16 protein-coding genes are annotated in these 22299 nt (G+C 44.3%); 10 read left to right on the top strand and 6 right to left on the bottom strand.

Translation table 11 applies throughout. From position 1 onward, the window contains the following. The first annotated feature begins 94 nt into the window (after positions 1 to 94). Both AC0YN6_RS07500 and AC0YN6_RS07505 read left to right on the top strand, forming a co-directional pair. A complete protein-coding gene (locus tag AC0YN6_RS07500; RefSeq protein ID WP_475746050.1) occupies positions 95 to 1162 on the top strand; it encodes a Gfo/Idh/MocA family protein in 1068 nt (355 codons plus the stop codon). A 245-nt stretch (positions 1163 to 1407) separates the two neighbouring features. Then, positions 1408 to 3027 carry an ABC-F family ATP-binding cassette domain-containing protein gene (locus tag AC0YN6_RS07505; protein WP_475746052.1) on the top strand — a complete coding sequence of 540 codons (1620 nt, stop codon included), beginning with the start codon at positions 1408 to 1410 and terminating at the stop codon, positions 3025 to 3027. Between the two features lie 135 nt (positions 3028 to 3162). On the opposite strand, the gene AC0YN6_RS07510 is transcribed toward AC0YN6_RS07505, so the two are convergent. From AC0YN6_RS07510 to AC0YN6_RS07520, 3 genes are read right to left on the bottom strand one after another with little or no spacing between them, the layout of a single operon-like run. After that, positions 3163 to 3975: an ABC transporter ATP-binding protein gene (locus AC0YN6_RS07510; RefSeq protein ID WP_475746053.1), complete on the bottom strand. Its 813-nt coding sequence runs from the start codon at positions 3973 to 3975 to the stop codon at positions 3163 to 3165. A gap of 40 nt (positions 3976 to 4015) precedes the next feature. After that, a complete protein-coding gene (locus tag AC0YN6_RS07515; RefSeq protein WP_475746054.1) occupies positions 4016 to 5062 on the bottom strand; it encodes a FecCD family ABC transporter permease in 1047 nt (348 codons plus the stop codon). A 1-nt stretch (position 5063) separates the two neighbouring features. Beyond that, on the bottom strand, positions 5064 to 6071 hold the full coding sequence (locus AC0YN6_RS07520; protein ID WP_475746055.1) for a FecCD family ABC transporter permease: 1008 nt from the start codon (positions 6069 to 6071) through the stop codon (positions 5064 to 5066). A gap of 199 nt (positions 6072 to 6270) precedes the next feature. On the opposite strand from AC0YN6_RS07520, the gene AC0YN6_RS07525 reads away from it, so the two are divergent. The 3 genes from AC0YN6_RS07525 (at position 6271) to AC0YN6_RS07535 (ending at position 9828) form a co-directional block, all read left to right on the top strand. Next, a complete protein-coding gene (locus AC0YN6_RS07525; protein WP_475746057.1) occupies positions 6271 to 7260 on the top strand; it encodes an ABC transporter substrate-binding protein in 990 nt (329 codons plus the stop codon). Between the two features lie 268 nt (positions 7261 to 7528). Beyond that, entirely contained in the window at positions 7529 to 8431 is a 903-nt protein-coding gene (locus AC0YN6_RS07530) for a cation diffusion facilitator family transporter (protein WP_475746293.1), read from the top strand. A 338-nt stretch (positions 8432 to 8769) separates the two neighbouring features. Then, complete coding sequence (locus tag AC0YN6_RS07535; RefSeq protein WP_475746058.1) at positions 8770 to 9828, top strand: C40 family peptidase; 1059 nt, start codon at positions 8770 to 8772, stop codon at positions 9826 to 9828. Between the two features lie 343 nt (positions 9829 to 10171). Here the strand turns inward: AC0YN6_RS07535 and AC0YN6_RS07540 are convergent, their stop codons facing one another. The 3 genes from AC0YN6_RS07540 to AC0YN6_RS07550 all read right to left on the bottom strand — a co-directional run bounded on the left by AC0YN6_RS07540 (position 10172) and on the right by AC0YN6_RS07550 (position 13826). After that, positions 10172 to 10816, bottom strand: coding sequence for a YqaA family protein (locus AC0YN6_RS07540; RefSeq protein ID WP_475746059.1), 645 nt, complete (start codon positions 10814 to 10816; stop codon positions 10172 to 10174). 395 nt (positions 10817 to 11211) lie between these two features. Further along, on the bottom strand, positions 11212 to 12627 hold the full coding sequence (locus AC0YN6_RS07545) for an NAD-dependent malic enzyme (RefSeq protein ID WP_475746060.1): 1416 nt from the start codon (positions 12625 to 12627) through the stop codon (positions 11212 to 11214). A gap of 83 nt (positions 12628 to 12710) precedes the next feature. After that, complete coding sequence (locus AC0YN6_RS07550) at positions 12711 to 13826, bottom strand: MGDG synthase family glycosyltransferase (RefSeq protein ID WP_475746061.1); 1116 nt, start codon at positions 13824 to 13826, stop codon at positions 12711 to 12713. 204 nt (positions 13827 to 14030) lie between these two features. On the opposite strand from AC0YN6_RS07550, the gene kapB reads away from it, so the two are divergent. From kapB to AC0YN6_RS07575, 5 genes are all read left to right on the top strand, one after another. Next, positions 14031 to 14426 (top strand): kinase-associated lipoprotein KapB, encoded by a 396-nt coding sequence (gene kapB / locus AC0YN6_RS07555; protein WP_475746062.1) that lies wholly within the window; start codon positions 14031 to 14033, stop codon positions 14424 to 14426. Between the two features lie 677 nt (positions 14427 to 15103). After that, the gene (gene gltB / locus AC0YN6_RS07560) at positions 15104 to 19708 is read left to right on the top strand and encodes a glutamate synthase large subunit (protein ID WP_475746063.1); all 4605 of its coding nucleotides are present in this window, start codon (positions 15104 to 15106) and stop codon (positions 19706 to 19708) included. 222 nt (positions 19709 to 19930) lie between these two features. Beyond that, on the top strand, positions 19931 to 20371 hold the full coding sequence (locus AC0YN6_RS07565) for a PilZ domain-containing protein (RefSeq protein ID WP_475746064.1): 441 nt from the start codon (positions 19931 to 19933) through the stop codon (positions 20369 to 20371). 48 nt (positions 20372 to 20419) lie between these two features. Next, the gene (locus AC0YN6_RS07570; protein WP_475746065.1) at positions 20420 to 21802 is read left to right on the top strand and encodes a sugar phosphate nucleotidyltransferase; all 1383 of its coding nucleotides are present in this window, start codon (positions 20420 to 20422) and stop codon (positions 21800 to 21802) included. Between the two features lie 197 nt (positions 21803 to 21999). Further along, positions 22000 to 22215: a hypothetical protein gene (locus AC0YN6_RS07575; RefSeq protein WP_475746066.1), complete on the top strand. Its 216-nt coding sequence runs from the start codon at positions 22000 to 22002 to the stop codon at positions 22213 to 22215. Positions 22216 to 22299: the final 84 nt, after the last annotated feature.

Below are 22299 nucleotides of genomic sequence, written 5' to 3' on the forward strand. Positions count from 1 at the left end.
TTAATCTTAAGAAGCAAGGTTTGCATGCGCAAACCTAAGCATAATCTTACGAAGCAAGGTTTGCATGCGCAAACCTTTAAGGAGGAATCAGTAAATGACTCACGCAAATATCCGACTTGGTGTTATTGGCGCCGGTGCAATCGGAAGTATACATATGCAGACGTTTAAAAAAATTGAAGGTATCGATGTAGCGGCCGTTTCGGATGCTTACCTTCCGCTTGCCGAGCAGCGTGCTGCTGAGTACGACATTGAAACGGTCCATGCAAGTCCGCAAGCATTGCTTGAGGATTCTTCTATCGATGCTGTGGTTATCGGTGTACCAAACCAATTTCATGCTGAGCTTGCAATTGAGGCGCTAAAGCAAGGCAAGCATGTTCTACTGGAGAAGCCGATGGCCATTAATTCTGATGCGGCTCGCTTGATTGTAGAGGAAGCTGAAAAATCCGGCAAAATATTAATGATGTCCCATCAGATGCGCTGGACAGGACTAAGCCGTGCGCTTAAACAGAAGATTGACAGCGGCAAAGTAGGACATATCTATAATGCGAAGGCAGGCTGGTTCCGCAAGAAGGGCATTCCCGGCTGGGGCTCGTGGTTTACACGCAAAGACCAAGCGGGCGGAGGTCCGCTTATAGATATTGGAGTTCATATGCTTGATCTATCGCTCTATTTAATGGGGAATCCGAAGCCGATCTCTGTATACGGCTCAACTTATGCAGAATTCGGACCTAAACGTCTCGGCACAGGAACGTGGGGAACACCGAATTGGGATGGTTATTATGATGTTGAGGATCTTGCCTCGGCATTAATTAAGCTTGATAACGGTGCGACATTGTCGCTTGAAGTAAGCTGGGCAGCACATTCTGCCTTGTTGCCCGAAGACCCTTTCATTCATTTGATGGGAACAATGGGCGGTGTGGCAATTGTTGGAAATAGCGGCAAGTATGTCACGCATGAGAACAACGAGGTTGTTGAAAGTGACATTACGCCGCTTGAAGGTGAAGAGGATCGTATTCTGATGAGCCGTCATTTTGTAGATTGTATCCGTGAAGGCAGACAACCGATTACTTCCGCGCTATCTGGCTATACGAATAATCGTATTCTTGACGCGATTTATGAATCATCCCGCACGGGCAACGAAGTTAAGCTCAATTGGAATTAACGTATTACATTGTCAGCTTTTCAATATCTCATTAGTTAAAAAAAGGCCTTCCCTCACACGACAACGTATCTTGGTCGCATAGGGGAAGGTTTTGTTGCGCTGCCATCTATGACCGAAACATGCTCCTTAATTTTGGATAGCCGATCGAAAGGCAGGAGAAGCAAAAGAAGGTTCGGTTTCCTTGCATACTGTGCTATAATAGGTCAAGATAAAGTGATTTTGTAGTGAAGGACGGGATTAAACGAATGATTAGTACAAGTGGCATAACGCTCCGTTACGGGAAGCGTGCGCTTTTTGAAGATGTTAGCATTAAGTTCACGCCAGGCAACTGTTATGGCTTGATCGGCGCTAACGGCGCAGGTAAATCGACCTTTTTGAAAATATTATCCGGTGAAGTTGAACAATCGCACGGAGAAGTGCATATAACGCCGGGTGAACGGCTTGCCGTTCTGAAGCAGAACCATTATGAATACGACGAGTCCGTAGTACTTGAGACGGTTATGATGGGTCACAAGCGTCTTTATGAAGTAATGAAGGAAAAGGACGCTCTGTATACGAAAGCGGACTTTACCGATGAGGACGGCATGCGTGCGGGTGAGCTTGAGGCTGAATTCGCTGATATGAACGGATGGGAAGCGGAATCCGAAGCAGCAGAGATGCTAAACGGACTAGGCATTACTCCTGACCTGCATGACAAGAAGATGGCTGAGCTTAGCGGTAACGAGAAGGTTCGCGTATTGCTGGCTCAAGCTTTGTTCGGTTCGCCGAACATTCTATTGCTCGATGAGCCTACCAACCACTTGGACATCGAGTCCATCCGTTGGTTAGAAGACTTCCTTGCTGATTACCAAGGTACTGTAGTCGTTGTCAGCCATGACAGGCACTTCCTGAATACCGTTTGTACGCATATTGCGGACATTGACTTCGGTAAAATTCAAATGTATGTCGGCAACTATGACTTCTGGTATGAATCCAGCCAGCTAGCTTTACAGCTGATGCGCGGAGAGAACAAGAAGAAGGAAGACAAAATCAAAGAATTGCAGGCGTTTATTCAACGTTTCAGCGCGAATAAATCGAAAGCGAAACAAGCAACTTCTAGACAGAAGCTTCTTGAGAAAATTTCACTTGATGATATTCGCCCATCGAACCGTAAATATCCGTTTATTCTTTTCAAAGGTGAACGCGAAGCAGGTAAGCAGTTGCTGCTTGTTGACGGCTTGACCAAAACAATCGACGGCGAGAAAGTAATCGACAACCTGACGATTGCGCTTAATAAAGGCGATAAAGTCGCTTTCGTTGGTCCGAACAGCTTGCCAAAAACTTTGCTTTTCCAACTGCTTGTTGGTGAGGTTGAAGCGGATGCTGGAAGCTATTCATGGGGCGTAACAACGTCGCAGGCTTATTTCCCGAAAGATAACTCACCGTATTTTGACGGTGTGGATTTGAACTTGGTGGAATGGCTGCGTCAATATTCGAAGGATCCAGATGAAACGTTTATTCGCGGCTTCCTTGGCCGTATGCTCTTCTCAGGCGATGATGCGATGAAGAAAGCAAGCGTATTGTCCGGGGGCGAGAAAGTTCGCTGCATGCTCTCCAAGATGATGCTTGAGGGCGCGAACGTATTTATTTTGGATGAGCCAACGAATCACTTGGATCTTGAATCCATTACGGCTTTGAATAATGGTCTGACAGATACGGATTGCACGGTTTTGTTCACATCGCATGACCATCAGTTCGTACAAACGATCGCTAACCGCATCGTTGAAATTACACCTAACGGTATAATTGACCGCATGATGACTTATGACGAATACCTTGAAAGTGCTGAGGTTAAAGCGCTTCGTGAGCGGATGTACGCGGTTTAAGCCGCAATGAATATAGAGCGTCTGCCTGTAAGGGAAACCTTTCAGGCAGGCGTTCTTTTTCTGGATATAAGGTTTATTAAACGAAAAAATGGTGGAACAGGAGTAATCCTGCTTCACCATTTTTTTTTCGTTTGGTCACGCTTGGTTCTGGGCAAGTGGAAGTTTGCGACCTTTGCCGTAAGGGATGCAAAGAGGAGTTCCGAAGATAGGGTCAGCTGTAATTTGGCATTCCATATCAAATACGGCACGGATAAGCTGTTCGTCCATAATCGCTTCTGGCTTGCCTTGCGCGTGTATTCGGCCGTCTTTTACCGCGACGATATGGTCGGCATAACGACATGCCAAATTGATGTCATGCAGTACCATTACGATCGTACGATTCTCCTGCTCGTTTAAATCGAAGAGCAAGTCAAGAATTTCGATCTGATGCGCCATATCGAGATAGGTTGTAGGCTCATCAAGTAAAATAGTTGGTGTATTCTGAGCCAGCGTCATCGCAATCCAAGAACGTTGACGTTGGCCGCCGGATAATGAGTCCACCGAACGTGTGGATAGCTCGTCCATATGCGTGACTTCAAGCGCTTTTTTGACCATTTTCTCATCTTCATGCGACCATTGCTGCAGCCAGCTTTGGTAAGGATAACGTCCTTGTTTCACGAGCTGATGTACGGTCAGCCCTTCCGGAGCGATAGGGCCTTGCGGCAAGATGGCTAGCCTTCTTGCTACTTCCTTGCTTGAGAGCTTGGCAATCTCGGCACCGTCAAGCAGGATCGACCCTTCCTGCGGCTTTAATAGACGAGCAAGGGAACGCAGCAGCGTTGATTTGCCGCAGCCGTTGCTTCCGATAAATACTGTAATTTTTCCGGGAGGGATAAGTAAATCGAGATTGTTGAAGATCGCTTTTTGTCCGTAGGATAATGTGAGATTTTTCGCTTGAATGGAGGACACGATAACCACTCCCCTTTATTTATCAGTTTAGTTTATATTGTTAGGATCCATTTCGATGACGATACAGTAAATAGATGAAAAAAGGTGCGCCTATTGCCGCGGTAAAGACACCTGCGGGAATGTCGAGCGGGAGAAACGCAATTCTTGCGATCAGGTCTGAGAGCAGTAATACGAGCGACCCTATCAAAGCAGATACAGGAATAACGCCTCCATAAGCTGGCCCAACAAGCTTGCGTGCAATATGCGGAGCCATAAGGCCAATGAAGTTGATGGCGCCTCCGATAGCAACTGCTGCGCCTGCAAGCGCTACGCTGATTATAAGAAGAATGGTCCGCTTCACTTGGACAGAGCTGCCTACACTTGATGCTACGTCATCCCCAAGCTCCTGCACATTAAGATGTCTAGCGTAGATAAGGGCTATAGGAAATAACACGAGTAGCCAAGGAAGAAGCGTCCAAAAATCTCTTTCCCATGAGACACCGTATATGCTGCCTGTCATAAACGTAAAGGCTTTGACAGCTACAGCGGTAGGTGTGAATGATGATGTAAGGATGAGCATATAGGTAACGGCCGTTAAGGCAGTTGCCATCCCAATGCCTATTAAGACCAGCCTAAGCGGTGTGACCCCTTTGCGGTATGCGAATAAGTAAATCAGGAATGCAGCGGCAAAGGCCCCTATAATAGCACTCAAAGGCATGAAGCGGATGCTGACATGCGAGAAATACAAAATGAATACAACGGTTCCAAGAGAAGCACCGCCTGTAATGCCGATAATGTCCGGAGACGTCAACGGATTGCGTACGATACCCTGCAGCAAAGCACCGGATACGGCGAGTGCTGAACCTACCATCACTGCAATTAATACACGCGGCATTCTCAGTGAAAATATAATCATCCAATCGGAGGAATCGCCTCTCCCAAAAATAGTACGTATAACATCGATAGGATTTATCGTCTTGCTGCCAAGGCCGACACAAATGATAATAGCTGCTAAATTGGCAATAAGCAGTGAGATGATCACCATTAAGGTTCGGCGGTTTAGCTGAAAGGAGTGGTTGCGGCCTCTCAGTGTGATCCATTTGTTCATATTAAGAATGGCCTCCTCTTCTAGCGATAAACACGAAGAAAGGAACACCGATAATAGCCGTCATGATACCAACGGGAACTTCCTTCGGAAACGAGATATATCTTGAACCGATGTCAGCAGCCAGAAGCAATATGCCGCCATATACCGCGCAGTATGGAATTACCCATCGATAATCAATACCAACTAGATATCGCATGAGGTGTGGAATAATAATTCCAACGAAAGCGATAGGACCAGCCATAGAGACAGAGCCCCCTGCAAGCAGAACAACTATAATCCCAGCAGCTAATTTGATATACACGGTTTTTTGACCGAGTCCTACAGCTACGTCCTCACCAAGTGCAAGTACGTTCATATGTCTAGCCAGCACGATCGCTGCGATTAAGGCGATTCCCATATAAGGAGCAGCGGCTGTTAATATGTTCATATCGCGTCCAGCTACGGAGCCTACAAACCAATAGAGAACTTGATCGAACGTTTGACCGCTCGTCAGCAACACGCCTAGCGAGAGTGAAGAGAAAAAAGCTGTCATAGCAGCGCCGGCTAAGGTAACCTTGAGCGGCGTCAATCCGTCGTTGCCAATTGAGCCAAGCGTATACACAAGGGTAACCGTGAAGGCTGCTCCTATAAAGGCGAGAGTTGCGAAAGTCGTCATCCCGCTAGCTCCGAAAAATGCTGAGCCAATGACAATGAAGAAAGCAGCTCCTGAATTAACACCGAATATGCTCGGAGAAGCGAGTTGGTTACGGGTAATTCCTTGCATAAGGGAGCCGGCAACGGCCAGACTTGCTCCGACTGCAGCAGCAATGAACGCGCGCGGGACTCTAGCGGTTTGAATAATAAGATGCTCTTGCGAGCCGTCGAATGCGGTAAAAGAAGCTAATATGGTTCGCCAGTTGATATTCGTTACTCCAAAAGTGATGCTGCAAATGATACCAACAGCAAAGAGGAGCAATCCTGCAATGAGCCCGAATGTTTTATGAGCCCGCGTTTTTAATAATGTATCCATAATCTCCTCTTCTCTCGATGTCAAGAATGAACGTTTGTATAGATGAATGACTACTAAAACATTTTAGGATATCAGTCGAATAGTGTCAATGAAGTTGAAAATCATTATCATTAATTATTGACTTTTTTTGATATGGCTGGTATAGTTTCGTTTGAGATACTACTGAGAATGATTTTCATCATGAAGGGGAGAAAAATAAATGTCTTTTGTACTAAAAAAGAAATTCACTTGGACAGCATCCGCCCTATTACTTGTACTAGCTGTAATTGTTTCGGGATGCGGCCAAACAGGCTCAAAAAATAACAATGGCAATGCTGAAGGAACAGGTACTTCGAACACAGAAGATGCTAGAGTGATCACACATGCAATGGGTGAGACCAAAGTTGCTGGCAAACCTGAACGTATCGTCGTCCTTACCAACGAAGGAACAGAAGCATTACTGGCACTGGGCATTAAACCGGTTGGCGCGGTGAAATCATGGACAGGCGACCCGTGGTATGATCATATTAAAGCGGACATGGAAGGTGTAACCGTAGTAGGTGAAGAGAGTCAGCCTAACATTGAGCTGATTGCGAGCCTTAAACCTGATCTTATTATCGGTAATAAGTTACGCCAAGAGAAAGTTTACGAGCAGCTTAAGGCTATTGCACCAACTGTGTTTTCTGAAACGCTTCGTGGAGCTTGGCAGTCTAATTTTATGCTGTACGCTGATGCGACGGGCCTGAAGGCTGAAGGAGAAAAAGTTATTGCTGACTATGACAGCCGCGCAGCAGACTTTAAAGGTAAAGCAGGCGATAAACTTAACCAAAAGGTTTCCGTTGTTCGTTTTATGGCAGGTAAAACCCGTATTTACTTAGAGGATACTTTTACAGGCATAGCATTCTCTAAGCTTGGAATTACACGTCCGGACAGCCAAAAATATAAAGATACATTCGTTGAAGAAATTACGAAAGAGCGTCTACCCGAAGTAGATGCGGATATGTTATTCTATTTCACTTATGAGACTGGTGACGGTAAAGGCACTCAGATGGAAGAAGAAATGTTGAAAGATCCATTGTGGCAAAGCCTGAACGTAGTTAAAAACAATAAGGCGATTAGAGTGAGCGATGCAATCTGGAATACTGCAGGCGGAGTCATTGCAGCTAATTTAATGCTTGATGAGCTTTATACGATTTATGAAATCAACTAAATAATCGAGTATAGAAGCAGCCGGTTAATATAACGGCTGTTTTTTTGATTTCTATCGTTTCCAAAGAAGTGTTTTTCTTGAAATTGCGGGTAACTTAATTAGAGTATAGTGTTCAACTCCAAGCAACGAATTGTTGCATTCATGCATAAAAGTGCGTACCTGGTAAACACTGTTTCTCTAGACCCACATAGGTTCGTTCCGTTATGATACCGTTAGGTTGTTTATTGGGTAAAAAATACATAGCATTTTTGTTTGGGAGGTAGTAAAGCTGAATCAGTATGATGAGATTAAGCAGGGAGAGAAGGGTGCCTGGGTCAGTATCGCTGCCTACTTGGCACTATCTGCTATAAAACTAGGAGCAGGCTACTGGTTTGTGTCAGGAGCTCTCGTTGCAGACGGCTATAACAACCTAACGGATATAGTTGCATCCGTGGCCGTATTGGTTGGTTTGCGAATCTCGCAGAAGCCGCCGGATAAAGATCATCCGTATGGACATTTACGTGCTGAGACTATAGCTGCGCTTATTGCTTCTTTCATTATGGCGACGGTAGGTATTCAAGTATTAATTAGCGCAGCAAAATCATTATTTGCTACTGATCATCATGTTCCGAATTTGATGTCGGCATGGATTGCTCTATTTGCGGCAGTATGTATGGGCGGCGTCTATATTTATAATCGAAAGCTAGCCCTTCGAATAAAAAATCAAGCTTTACTAGCAGCGGCTAAAGATAATTTATCGGATGCTCTTGTAAGCATAGGGGCAGCTATAGGAATTATTGGGGCACAGTTTGGTTTGCCTTGGCTCGATCCGGTAGCGGCAATAGCTGTGGGAATTATTATTTGTAAAACGGCATGGGAAATATTTTATAGCTCCACACATGCGCTTACAGATGGGTTTGATGAGAATGAGCTTACTTCCTTGCGGAAAACGATTGCCAAAACGAAGGGTGTTAAATCAATAAAGGATATTAAGGCTAGGGTCCATGGAAGCCACGTGCTTGTAGATGTGATTGTTCAGGTTGATCCTGAGCTAACCTTGATTGAAAGTCACTGTATATGTGACGAAATAGAGCAGCGTATGAGTCGCAAGCACAATATTATGAGTGTTCATGTTCATGTTGAACCGCATGAGTTGATCGAGAATACTGAAGTAAATATGTCTGAAAAGTAGTAAAAACATTCGGTAATTGTTACCAATAAATTTGAAAAATAGATTTTATAGTTCAAATGGCACTGTTGGTTTTTGTTACCAATAGTTCCAATTGACTATATTAAATGATATAGTTTATTCCAACCAAAACTAATATTACTAATTAAGATAGGCAAAAAGACACTTCCTTTACGGAAGTGTCTTTTTTTGACTAAATATAATTGATTAGTGGTTCAAAACACCCGATTTATTGAAGCGGCAATTAGGAAGAATGGACGATACTTGTCTATTCTAATCGAATTTACAATGGAACAGAACCGTGAAACTTAAACTGTTTACACACCAAGGAGGCGTAATGATTGCAATACACCATGAAACAAAGGATGGCAACAGCAACGTTAACGGCAGCATTATTGTTTAGTTCGATTTCAGTACCAGCAGTATTGGCCGCACAAGAAGTGCAAGCGACGCAAGCTGCAGAGATACAGTCCAGCGTAAATATGCGTACTTCACCTTCCACATCCGCATCCATTATTCGGAGTTTAAAGAAAGGTGAAAAAATTACGGTTATCGAGAAGGTTAATTCATATTGGTATAAAGTAACCGATTCCTCGGGAAAAACAGGTTACATATCAACCTCTTCAAAATATGTTGAGCTTCAAGTATCAGCTCCTTCACAAGATAGCAATGCGATCGTTAAAACTTCGGTTTCTTTCCGCAAGACAGCTTCGACTTCGGGCGAGCGTATTCGTTATTTGAAGAAAGGCGAGAAAGTAAATATTATCGCCAAAACAAACAGCTATTGGTATGAAGTACAGGATAGCAGCGGTGTGCGCGGTTATGTTAGTACGCAGGCTGCATACCTTAGTATAACGGGCACGATACCTGGTAACAGCACAGGGAACGCTGGCGGGAACACTGACGGGAACACTGGCGGAAATAACGGCGGCACAGTGACTGAACCTGGCGAGGCTGAGGACAAGCTAATCGAGCAAGTGATTACGGCAGGGATGAAGTATTTAGGTACGCCTTATGAGTATGGCTCTGACCGCAACACAACGTTAACTTTTGATTGCTCAGATTTCGTAAGACAAGCTTTTCTTGACGGCGCGAAGCTGAAGCTTCCAGCAGATTCTCGTCAGCAAGGACAATATGTGAAGGACAAAAATTCTACGACAACGAAATTGTCAGAGCTCAAACGCGGTGACATCGTATTTTTCATGTCCTATAAAGGAACAAAGGCTTCAGCTTATAGCGGGATCGACAAGTCTAAAGCTACAATTACCCACGACGGCATTTATTTGGGTGACGGCAAAGTATTGCACACCTATTCCAAAGAGAGTGGCGGTGTAACCATCAGCAATATGAAAGGTACGCATTGGGAGTACCGCATGCTGTTTGGCGGAAGCGCACTATAGTAGGGTTGATGAAGAAATTGGTGAAAAAAGAAATGGCGGTGTTGGGGTGGTTATCCCTGCACCGCCATTTCTGGCTTTTGGTCGATTGCCGCGCAAATTGGCGGAATAGGCAGCATAATAGATCTAGTTTCTAGATCTATTTGTGTTGAATTGGTCGTTTTCAGAGAAATAAGTCTAGTTTCTAGACTTATTACTGATAATCCGGCGCTTTAGAGGCACATTGGTGGAAGTGGAATAGGCAGCATGATAAATTTACATTTGTTCTGAATAGAAAGGAGCTATCCCATCGCCATCTTTGATGACTTTTGGTATAGCCCCTTTAACATGCTGTATATTGATATGCTTATGAATCTATTTGGATTTTCGTACTTTCAGTATGTTTGACAGGCTCGTTCTTGGCTGCTTCGGCTTGTTCGCTCTCAAGCGCTTTCTTTTTATTACGTCTCTTGCGAAGTAAAAGATAAACAATTAGAATCGGTACAGCTCCTAAAAAAATATATAAGGAAACGTCTTTTACCATGTTTTCTGCAGCACGGCCATAGAAATAAAATAAAAGACCGACAATATAAAATTTCAATCCTCGTCCAATAGCCGCATATCCGATTAATCTCCATAATGGAAAGTTTAAGCAGCCAGACAATATGGTAAATACTTTAAATGGAATAGGTGTGAATGAGCCGATTAGAATGGCAGCTTCACCATTTTTCTGAAACTTATCAGTAGCTGCGTCAATCCATTCCTTTTTTAAAAATTTGTATAGGACTGATTTGCCCATTACCTTACCCAAATAGTACCCGACAGGAGTGCCTAAGAGACATGCGATATAGCCCACAGTGGCCAGCCATAATGCTGTAGAGGGATTGAGAATACTTAATGAAACTTGAAGGAAGAAGGCAGGAATGGGAAATATTACGGCATCTAGAAACGCATGAACAAACAATCCGAGTGGCCCGAAATCCTTTAAAAAATCGACTACCGCTTGAAACATTACCAGGCTCCCTTTCCATCAACTAACCTGCACACAAAGCCTGCTAAACGAGATATACCGTTTGTAAACTCCCCAATATGCTAACATATGCTGCAGCTTGTTGAAAAAGCGCTTTAGCGCTTAATATTTTAATTATAGCATAATTATTCGGCTTAAGAAGATGATAGTTGTCATGTGTTTTTAATGACTTTGTTTTTCTTCAGACCTCATACCTAAATACGAATACGTGGTTACCTGCGCTCAGGTTTCAATCCTTTTAAAAAAAAGATAATGGTAAGCAGCTTAATTTATCGTGCTCATTGTCTAATTTGGAACAATTTATGAAGTTTAAAAATAAAAAAAACGCTTGTTTACGGGTGGCCGTAAACAAGCGGAAAGAGCTAGAAGCTGAGGAGCTACTCCCGGATATGACGACGAGATACAGCGCTTTGCTGCGCTGCTTGAATGACGCGGCGGCGTACCTCTTCAACGACCCTGGAATTGAAGACGCTTGGAATGATATACATCGGGCTAAGCTCTTCGTCACTAATGACGGAAGCAATAGCTTCCGCAGCAGCGAGCTTCATCTCTTCATTAATCGTTGTAGCGCGACTGTCTAATGCTCCGCGGAATATCCCTGGAAAACAAAGGACATTGTTAATCTGATTAGGATAATCAGATCGCCCCGTAGCAAAGACGGCCACAATATCCTCGGCAAGCTCAGGTCGTATTTCAGGTTCGGGATTAGCCATTGCGAAAACGATCGGTTTTGGCGCCATCTTCGAAATATGTTCACGCGTTAAGATGCCTCCGGCTGATACACCAATAAATACATCCGCACCGTTAAGTGCTTCAGCTAAACCTCCGATGCGACGCTCTTCATTCGTATTCTCAGCATACCACTGCCATGTGGAATTGTCGTAAGCCTTATCAGCGGTCAATATACCGTCTCGATCTACGCCAATAATATGTTTAGCTCCTCCTGCAATCAGCATTTTTGTACAAGCGGTTCCTGCTGCTCCAATTCCGCAAATTACGATTCGAGCCTCCTGCAAGCTGCGGTTGGTTAGCTTAAGTGCATTTAGCAGACCTGCATACAAAACGACGGCCGTTCCGTGCTGATCGTCGTGAAAGACGGGGATATCCAGCTCCTTCTTCAATCTTTGTTCGATTTCAAAGCAGCGGGGAGAGGAGATATCCTCAAGATTAATGCCTCCAAAAGCCGGTGCTATGTTTTTGATGGTTGCAATAATAGTCTCTGTATCCTGCGTGTCGAGGCAGATTGGAAAGGCATCAACATCGGCAAATTGCTTGAACAACATGGCTTTTCCTTCCATGACTGGCATTGCTGCATACGGGCCGATATTGCCTAGTCCGAGCACTGCACTGCCGTCGGAGACGACGGCGACCATGTTTCTTTTTACGGTTAGCGTATAGGCTTTAGAGGGCTCCTCAAAAATAGCTTGGCAAACTCTGGCTACATCCGGTGTATAGACACGGGACAAGTCATCGCGGTTTTGGATTGGCGTTTTGGGCTGAATGGAAATTTTCCCTCCCAAATGGAGGAGGAAAGTACGGTCGGATATATGAACTAACCGAATGCCCTCTAATGATTTTAGTGCTGTTGTCAGTCTCTCGGCTGCGCCATGCTCCGATATTTTTACCGTTAAGTCGCGCAAGCTTTTATTCTTGTCAGTATGTATAACGTCAATGGCGATGATGTCGCCTTTGACTTTCTCGATCGCTGTTGCTGCTCGACCGAACTGAGCAAGATTTGTATCGATTTCCAACCTTAAAATAATCGTTTTCCCATCTGTCATTTTTGAACTCATAATAAACAGCTCCCTTCATCAGTTATACTATGTGGATAAGGGCATACAATTTATGCTTCATTCTTAATTGAAAAAGAAAACCGTCACTGCATTAGGCGCAGGACGGCGTTAGGACAACTCATGGGGTCGTATTGTTGGTTGCGTTTGGTTAGCAGGCTGTCTCTATGCTGGTCTGAAGCATAGGGCTCATGGATGAGTGAAAACCAACGATCGACGGTATCGTTAGAGTCAAGCATTTCGCCAAAGCCGTTATTGATGAAGTATTCACAATTCTCTTCCTCTTGACCGGGTATTGGCTCATAAAACAGCATCGGGATTCCTTTGCTCATTCCTTCGGTGCAGGTCATACCCCCGGGTTTCGTAATGAGTAAATCCGATACGTCCATGAGCTTGTTAACCTCACGGGTGAAGCCGAGGATACGGATGTTCGGATGTTGGAAAAGAGGATCAGCAAGCATTTTTTCCTTCATCTTTTCATTTGAGCCCACACAATATATGAGCTGAGTGCTCTCCCGCCATTTGGTCATATATTCAAGGGCGTTATCCTCGTACAGAATTCCCCATCCGCCTCCCATAATAAGTACAGTCGGCATATTTTTTAATTCAAACTGCTCTCGAATTTCTTCCTTATCGTATGTATGCCAGAAATTGGGGTGAACAGGTATTCCTGTAACTTCAATTCGGTCTGTTGTAACCCCTTTTTCCATAAGCCGTTCTTTCACTAGCTCGCTGGAAACGAGGTATTTGTTGACTTCTTGGCTTACCCATGACCCATGTGCATCATAGTCAGTAATTAGTGTATATAACCTGATGTCTAGTCCTAACCGTTTGAGCCTAGCGACAACAGCATTCGGTCCAGGATGCGTGCATACAATGAGATCTGGTTTCAACTGTGATATTACCTGTGACGTTTGGGTATAAAACATACGGTGAAGTGCAAGCTGCATAAAGCGGTTAAGCGATTTTTTATAATTGCTGCGGTACATAAGACCGACCATCTTTGGTTGTTTGCTTACCGTTTTGCGATATGCAGATATAATCCATGGACCAAGCACCGGATTAAGAAACTTCCCCAGCTCGATGACACGGGTTTGGACCCCCGGACATAACTGCTTTAGTCCGACAGCGAGCGCATAGGCAGCTTGAGTATGACCGGAGCCAAAGCCTTCAGAGAGCAGAAGCACTCTTTTCTTACGCATTCATTCCACCTACTTTTCTAATTCCATATTACGATGCAAGTGCGACTAACACAAGTTTTATCCGCCGGGGTTGCGAATATTACAGTAGATAATTTATCCTAGAAAGAAATAGTGCATATTGTTATGATATGTATCTGTAGTGCTAACTATATTTACATATATTTTACAAGTATATAATAAATAATAAAGTGAGGATGAACTAATATGGATCAAGCTAATCAGAATAATGAAAGTTTGAAAATAGGGGATAATGTTCGTGCAGAGGTTCGCTCCGGTCATTATCTAGGTGAGCTCATTGAAATCAACGGGCCGCGAGCTCTCGTAAAGGTGCTCGCTGTATTAAAGCATCCTGAGCAAGGAGATCTCCACAATCCTTATAACCCAGATGTGCCCATGTTTCACGAGAGACGTGCGCTCAGCTTTACGGAAAAAACGACTGTCCTGATGCGTGATGTGAAGCGTCATACAGGCTCTATTCCTGATTACAACTCCTCATTAAGAGCTGCTGCTGAAGCAGAGGCTGCTTCGCTTGATCGATTGCAGCGCTGGGCTGCAAAAGGACTTGAGCAAATGCAGCAGCTATTGAAGGAATATAAATAGCGTAATATTATTTATTAATGAAGACGGAGTGAATGGCAAGCGCTGCGGTCTGCTCATCGGCGTTCCACTTGGTGGCAGCGCCTAATGCGCCCATTAAGCTTCGTAATTCAGCTCCGTTCTCTTTTTTTCTTCATGACTTGGTTACTTCCCCATATTACTTCTGATAATCAACTTTCCATTGCGTTATTAGTACAAATGCGATCATGATTGAAACCGCCTTCCGAAGTGTCACCTTCCTAAACTTACTATATAACAATCCCTCACTCCTCTGATAAAATATAAGGAAATAATAGTTGTAAACTAAGTTATGCTTACACTCCACAAAGAAATGAAGGATAGCTCTTCATAAAAAAGATGTTTTATGTCCGAATCAGTAGTCAAAAAGTGCAAACAATTATGAAAATATTAAATTGATTCCGCTTTGGCCTAATGATAAAATATTAGAATAATCGCAATGTAGCGGTATAGAGGCCGGGTTTGGTCAATTAGACGCAAGCGCTCGTATTTAGAGCAACTTCCGTTAGCTAATGAATGTCAAGGAGCAGGCCGGTGTGCCTCGCTGACTTCCATTCTATGATAAAACAAGTCAAAAATGAAGCGTAATGCGTATTCATCGGTGCTTATTTTCAACACGTTCACGCTTACCCAAAAATCTTCTCATAGAAAGGTTGCATACAATGAAAGAAAAAATTTTGGGATTGCCGCCGAAGCAGGGGCTCTATGATCCGCAGTTTGAGAAAGATGCATGCGGCATGGGTTTTGTGGCCAACATCAAGGGAATTAAATCGCACAAGGTCATTCGCCAAGCGTTGACGCTGCTCGAGAACATGGAGCATCGCGGCGGTCAAGGCAGCGAACCGAATACGGGAGACGGAGCTGGTATTTTGCTTCAAATTCCGCATACATTTTTTGCAGCTGAATTAAAGAAGCAAGAAATTGAGCTTCCCGCCGAAGGACACTACGCCGTAGGTATGATTTTTATGCCGCAGGATGAAGAGGCTCGCAGCGCAATTGAGCGTGAAGTGGAAACGATTGTTCAAGAGGAGAACCAATCGGTTATCGGTTGGCGTACAGTACCAACGGATGATAATAAGTTAGGTGAATCTGCATTAGCGGTTAAGCCATATGTTCGTCAGCTGTTTATCGGCAAGAACGATAGCCTGAAGGACAACATGGCATTTGAACGCAAATTATATGTGATTCGTAAGCGCGCTGAGCTTGCGATTCGTTATGCCGGCAAAGAAGGCGGCAATATGTTTTATTTCTCGAGCTTATCATCAAGAAAGATTGTATACAAAGGCATGCTTACGACGGAGCAGGTTCGTTCATTCTACGTCGAGTTGAATGATGAATCGGTTGTATCGGCGATGGCGCTTGTACATTCCCGTTTCAGTACGAATACATTCCCTAGCTGGGAACGCGCTCATCCATTCCATTATATGATTCACAACGGAGAGATTAACACACTTCGCGGTAACGTGAACTGGATGCATGCTCGTCAAACGTTATTTGCTTCTGAATTGTTCGGTGATGATATCGAGAAAATTAAACCAGTTATTAACCCAGACGGCTCCGATACTGCAATGTTTGACAATACACTGGAGTTTCTATTCTTGTCCGGTCGTTCCATGGCTCATGCTGCAATGATGATGGTGCCAGAGCCTTGGTCCAACCATGAGAGCATGAGTGACGAACGTAAAGCTTTCTATGAATACCACAGCACATTGATGGAGCCGTGGGACGGACCAGCTGCGCTTGGCTTTACTGACGGCGTAAAGATTGGTGCGGTTCTCGACCGTAATGGTCTTCGTCCAGCTCGTTATTACGTAACGAAGGACGATCATATTATACTTGGATCCGAGGCTGGAACAGTTGATATTCCGGCGGAAGATATTTTATACAAAGATCGTTTGCGTCCAGGACGCATGCTGCTTGTTGATACAGAGCAAGGCCGCATTATTTCTGATGAAGAAGTGAAAGCGGAAATCGAGACGGAGCATCCTTACCGTGAATGGCTCAATGAGCATCTTGTGGATTTGGAGGATCTGCCAGAAGCACCTGAACTGCCAGAACCGAATCATGCGACTGTTCAAAAGAGACAACAAGCGTTCGGATATACATTTGAGGATATTCGTAAAGTGCTTGAGCCGATGGCTGGCAGCGGCATGGAGCCTATTTCTTCAATGGGTTACGATGCACCGCTGGCGGTATTGTCAGAGCGTCCGCAGCGTCTATACAATTACTTCAAGCAATTGTTTGCTCAAGTGACGAATCCGCCTATCGATGCCATTCGTGAGGAAATTATTACTGCAACGGGTACAACGATTGGTCCTGAGCGCAATTTGCTGAACCCTGAGCCGGAGAGCTGCCGTCATATCAAATTGGATACTCCGATTTTGTCTAACGAGCAATTCGCAAAGCTGCGCCATGTACGCCGTCCAGGTTTCCGTTCCATAACACTGCCGATCTTCTTCCTTGCAGATGAAGGCGAAGCGGGCTTGCGCGCTGCACTTACACAAATGTGTGAAGCGGCTGATCGTGTCATCGCTAAAGGGCATAATTTACTTATTTTGTCCGATCGCGGCGTAGATAAGGAAAATGCTGCAATTCCAGCTCTGCTTGCAGTAGCGGCTCTGCATCATCATCTTATTCGTCAAGGTACACGTACGAAGGTATCTATTTTACTAGAGTCAGGCGAACCGCGTGAAGTGCATCACTATGCGTTGCTGCTTGGTTACGGCGTAAATGCTGTTAACCCGTATCTTGCATTTGAAACACTTGACGATATGATTAAGCAAGGGATGCTTCGCGGTATTTCGCATGACAAAGCAGTGAAAAACTATATTAAAGCCGCAACTAAAGGCGTTGTAAAAATATTGTCCAAAATGGGTATCTCGACCATTCAATCTTACCGTGGTGCACAAATTTTTGAAGCACTCGGCTTGAAAGAAGATGTTATTAACGAGTACTTCACATGGACACCGTCCCGTATCGGCGGTATCGGACTTGATGTTATTGCTGAAGAGACGTTGAAGCACCATAACCGTGCATTCTCCGAGCAAGAAGGCGGAGAGAAGGAGCTTGATTCCGGCGGGGATTACCAATGGCGTAAAGATGGCGAGGATCATTTGTTCACACCACAAACGATTCATACGCTGCAAATGGCTTCTCGTTCAAATGATTACAAGCTCTACAAGAAGTTCTCTACGCTAGTACAAGGTGAGGACAAGAAACATTTGACGCTTCGTTCTTTGCTGAAGTTCAAGGAAGGACGCCAAGCCGTTCCGCTTGAGGAAGTTGAATCGCTTGAATCCATTGTGAAACGATTCAAAACAGGTGCGATGTCATTTGGTTCGATCAGTAAAGAAGCTCATGAGAGCCTTGCGATTGCGATGAACCGTTTAGGCGGCAAATCGAATACGGGCGAAGGCGGAGAGGATCCTGCGCGCTTCATTCCAGATGCGAACGGTGATTCAAGACGCAGTGCGATTAAACAAGTAGCTTCGGGACGTTTTGGCGTAACGAGCAATTACTTGGTTAATGCTGATGAGATTCAAATCAAAATGGCTCAAGGCGCTAAGCCTGGTGAAGGTGGTCAATTGCCTGGTCTTAAAGTTTATCCTTGGGTAGCAGAAGTTCGCGGCTCGACGCCTGGTGTTGGACTTATCTCACCGCCGCCGCATCACGATATTTATTCCATTGAGGATTTGGCTGAGCTTGTCCATGACTTAAAAAATGCTAATCCACGCGCACGAATTAACGTGAAGCTGGTATCTGGTGTTGGCGTCGGCACGATTGCGACAGGAGTTGCTAAAGGCCGTGCTGATGTTATTATGGTCAGCGGTTATGATGGCGGAACAGGTGCTTCACCAATGGGCTCGATTCGTCACGCTGGCTTGCCGTGGGAGCTTGGTCTTGCTGAAACACATCAAACACTAATGCTTAACAAATTGCGTGATCGTGTAGTTCTTGAAACGGATGGAAAAATGATGAATGGCCGTGACGTTGCGATTGCCGTGCTCCTCGGAGCTGAAGAATATGGCTTCTCGACTGCTCCACTTATCGTGCTTGGCTGTATTATGATGCGTGTTTGCCAATTGGATACATGTCCGGTAGGCGTTGCAACACAAAATCCGGAGCTTCGCAAGAAATTTATGGGTGATCCTAGTCATGTCGTTAACTATTTGCGCTTTATTGCTGAAGAGCTGCGTGAGATTATGGCAGAGCTTGGCTTCCGTACCATTCAAGAAATGGTTGGACGTGTCGATATTTTGGAAACGAAATATTTGCATGAGCATTACAAAGCGAAAGGTATTGATCTCACTGGCTTGCTATATGAGGCTGAGCTTCCGCAGGATGCAGTGCGCTACAATATTCAAGAGCAAAACCATGGTCTTGAATTGTCGCTAGATATGCAGAAGCTAGTTCCGCTTGCAAAGGCAGCGATTGAGAGCGGCGAGCGCGTACGCGGCACATTCCCTATTTTGAATACGAACCGCGTTGTCGGTACGATTCTAGGCAGTGAAGTTACGCGTAAATACGGCGCAGCTGGATTGCCGGAAGATACGATTTCATTCCATTTTGTCGGAACGGCTGGACAAAGCTTTGGTGCATTCGTACCGAAAGGAATTACGTTATCGATCGAAGGCGACTCCAATGACTATTTTGGAAAAGGTCTCTCTGGCGGTAAAATCATTGTAGCTCCGTCACCGAAGGCAACTTTTGCAGCTGAGGATAATGTAATTATCGGTAACACTGCACTGTATGGCGCTACTAGCGGTCAAGCATATATCCGCGGTACAGCAGGCGAACGCTTCGCTGTTCGGAATAGTGGAGCCAATGTTGTTGTTGAAGGCGTAGGCGATCATGGCTGTGAATATATGACAGGCGGTCGCGTCGTTATACTTGGCAGCACCGGTCGTAACTTTGCAGCAGGTATGTCTGGCGGCGTCGCTTACATCTATGACGAGAAGGGCGATTTCTACAACCAGTGCAACTTGGAGATGGTATTGCTCGAGCGTCTTGAAGACTCTTCAGATATCGCTGAGCTTCGTGGACTTATTGAAACACATGTTCAGAATACAGAGAGTGCGATTGGTTCCCGTCTATTGAATGAATGGGATGTATCGCTTTCGAAATTTGTAAAAGTCATTCCTAAGGACTACAAACGTATGCTTGAACAGATTCGCAAGGTCGAAGATAGAGGATTAGTTGGCGAAGCGGCACTTCTTGCAGCTTTTGAAGCAAACAAGAAGGAACTCGCACGCGCAGGCGGCAAATAAATTATTTTAAATTTACAAAATCATAGGTAACAATAAAGGGGTTGTCCCTGAAGTAGATCGAACTACTTCAGGCGACAGTCCCTTTTGTTTTTCGACAAAATGCCACCAAAATAGAAGAAAGCCGCACCCATTAACCGACATATTCCATTCGAGGACTCAAGTATAATGATGTTAATATATCTATCATTAGTATGGTTATTAGGTATGATGGAGGAATTACGCATGGCGACGGATTCAAATAATGCCTCGCGCGCCCACATTAGGCTCCGCTTCACAGAAGGCGTTAAGGCAGAGCTCAGGCTACTCAGTACTGATGGACAATTGCTAACACCATCTACGACCACAGTGCTTCTGCTTAATATAAGCCCGCATGGTTTATGTTTCCTATCAGGCTTACAGTTACCGATTCAGCATAATTATTTAGTGGAATTTCGAACGACGATTTCGAATGTGCAGCTTATCGTTCGCGGACGTATCGTTTGGAATTTACAGCAAGATAATCAACATGCTCATGGTGTGTTATTTGAATGCTCCAATACAATGCGTTCGTTAATTATTGGCATTATGAACCAAGAGTTATTAGAAAGTCAGCCACAGCAGCAAAAAATACATTATTTATATAGCAGAATATTGAACAGAAATCGTTTAGACCATAGCGGTTAAATGGTAGTTATATAGAGAAATAACAATTTGAAAGAAGGGGGAGATGCTTTGAAAATAATATTGTTATCCGGCGGATCTGGGAAGAGATTATGGCCCTTATCTAACAGCAGTCGGGCCAAACAATACTTATCTGTGCTGCAAGCTCCAAACGGCGGTATGGAATCGATGCTGCAGCGGATATGGCGTCAACTCGATGAGTGTGATTTGCAAGAGCATACTCGAATTGCGACTTGTCGCGAGCAGGTGGAGCTCATACAGAGGCAAGTAGGGACCAAAGCACCGCTCATCATTGAGCCGGAACAACGTGACACATTTCCAGCAGTTGCACTATCCGCCGCATATTTATATTCAATCGCAGGAGTATCCTTAGGTGAAACGATTATTGTGATTCCTGTAGATTCATATGTTAGTAATGATTTTTTCTCATGTATTAGGGGGCTCCCAAAGCAGCACAGAGAAAGCAGCTCTGATCTGCTTATGGTTGGGATAAAGCCGAGTTACCCGTCAGAGCAATATGGATATATCGTTCCGGAGGCTAATCGACATCGTGATGATGAGGGTATGTACGAGCGTAAGGTACATACATTCAAGGAAAAGCCGTATGAGGCTGAAGCGAGTTCATTTATTAAAGCGGGAGCATTATGGAACAGCGGAATTTATGTCTTCCAGCTTGATTTTATGATTAATATGCTTATGCAGCGCGGGCAGGCCATTCATTATGAAGAGCTATATAAACAATATTCTAAAATGCCCAAATCAAGCTTTGAAGTTGAAGTTACGCAAAAAACATCCTCCCGTTCCGTTATCGGCTATGATGGTGAATGGAAGGATCTTGGCACCTGGAAAACGTTATCGGAGGAACTAGCCTTCGAACGTTTAGGCATGGGCGAACTATCTGATGATTGCGAGCAATCTAAGCTAATAAATGAACTGGATATTCCGATCTCCATTATTGGTTTGACGAATGTAATTGTTGCAGCTAGCCTAGACGGTATTCTAGTGACAAGCAAAAATGCTGGTTCAGAGCTGGATGCGAAGCTTAAGCTGATGAATGAACGTCCCAAATATGAGGAGCGACGATGGGGACACTCCAAAGTCGTTGATTCAGCAATTCTGTCATCAGGAAAACATTGTGTAACAAAACGAGTTTTTATTGCTGCTGGACAAAATTTCAGCTATCAAATGCATTTTAAGCGAAGAGAGACATGGACAATATTATCAGGGGAAGGAGTGCTGATTCTAGATGATGTGTATCGACACATCGAGCCGGGTGATACCATATCTATTCCAGAACGAACTAGACATAGCATGCAAGCCATTACGGATGTAGAGCTAATTGAGGTTCAAACTGGCAATCAAATTAATGAAGATGATATTATTAGATTGGGCACCACTTGGGATGAGATTACAAGTCAGCTGAATGTTGTATAGATTGATGGTTTAGATGCATACTTAATCGACGTTATGATAGAACTTCTGCCATTTAACGCTAATTGTCGTTTTTAATGTTGAGGTTGTTACAGTCATTACGAAAGAGAGAGGGAGCGATCTATCGAATGATATGTTCAAAGGACCGTTTTTATTGTGTTAGTTGCGGGGAGATGCTTTTAAGTCCTGAGGCAGATATTATGTTTCGAACAGGATTTTTCCGAGTGGTACATCCAATGGGTTATTGCTTAACATGCAGCGTAGAGCAAGATAAGCTGGATGCTAGAGTAGGATCGCCGGGTAAGACCAGTAACTATGACTATAAAATGTTCCTTCGTGCAGATGCAAAAGTTGCCGAACATGTTATACAGCCCTATCGTACAAATGATAATGAGAGCCTCTGCCCTACAGTTTAACTGTAGAGTGGAGGTGTATTTTTTTGTAAACTTCCATTTGTTTCCTTAATCGTTTATAATAAATAGAATTTGGATTTTTGAAGG

The organism is Paenibacillus sp. J22P15, from assembly GCF_056269345.1.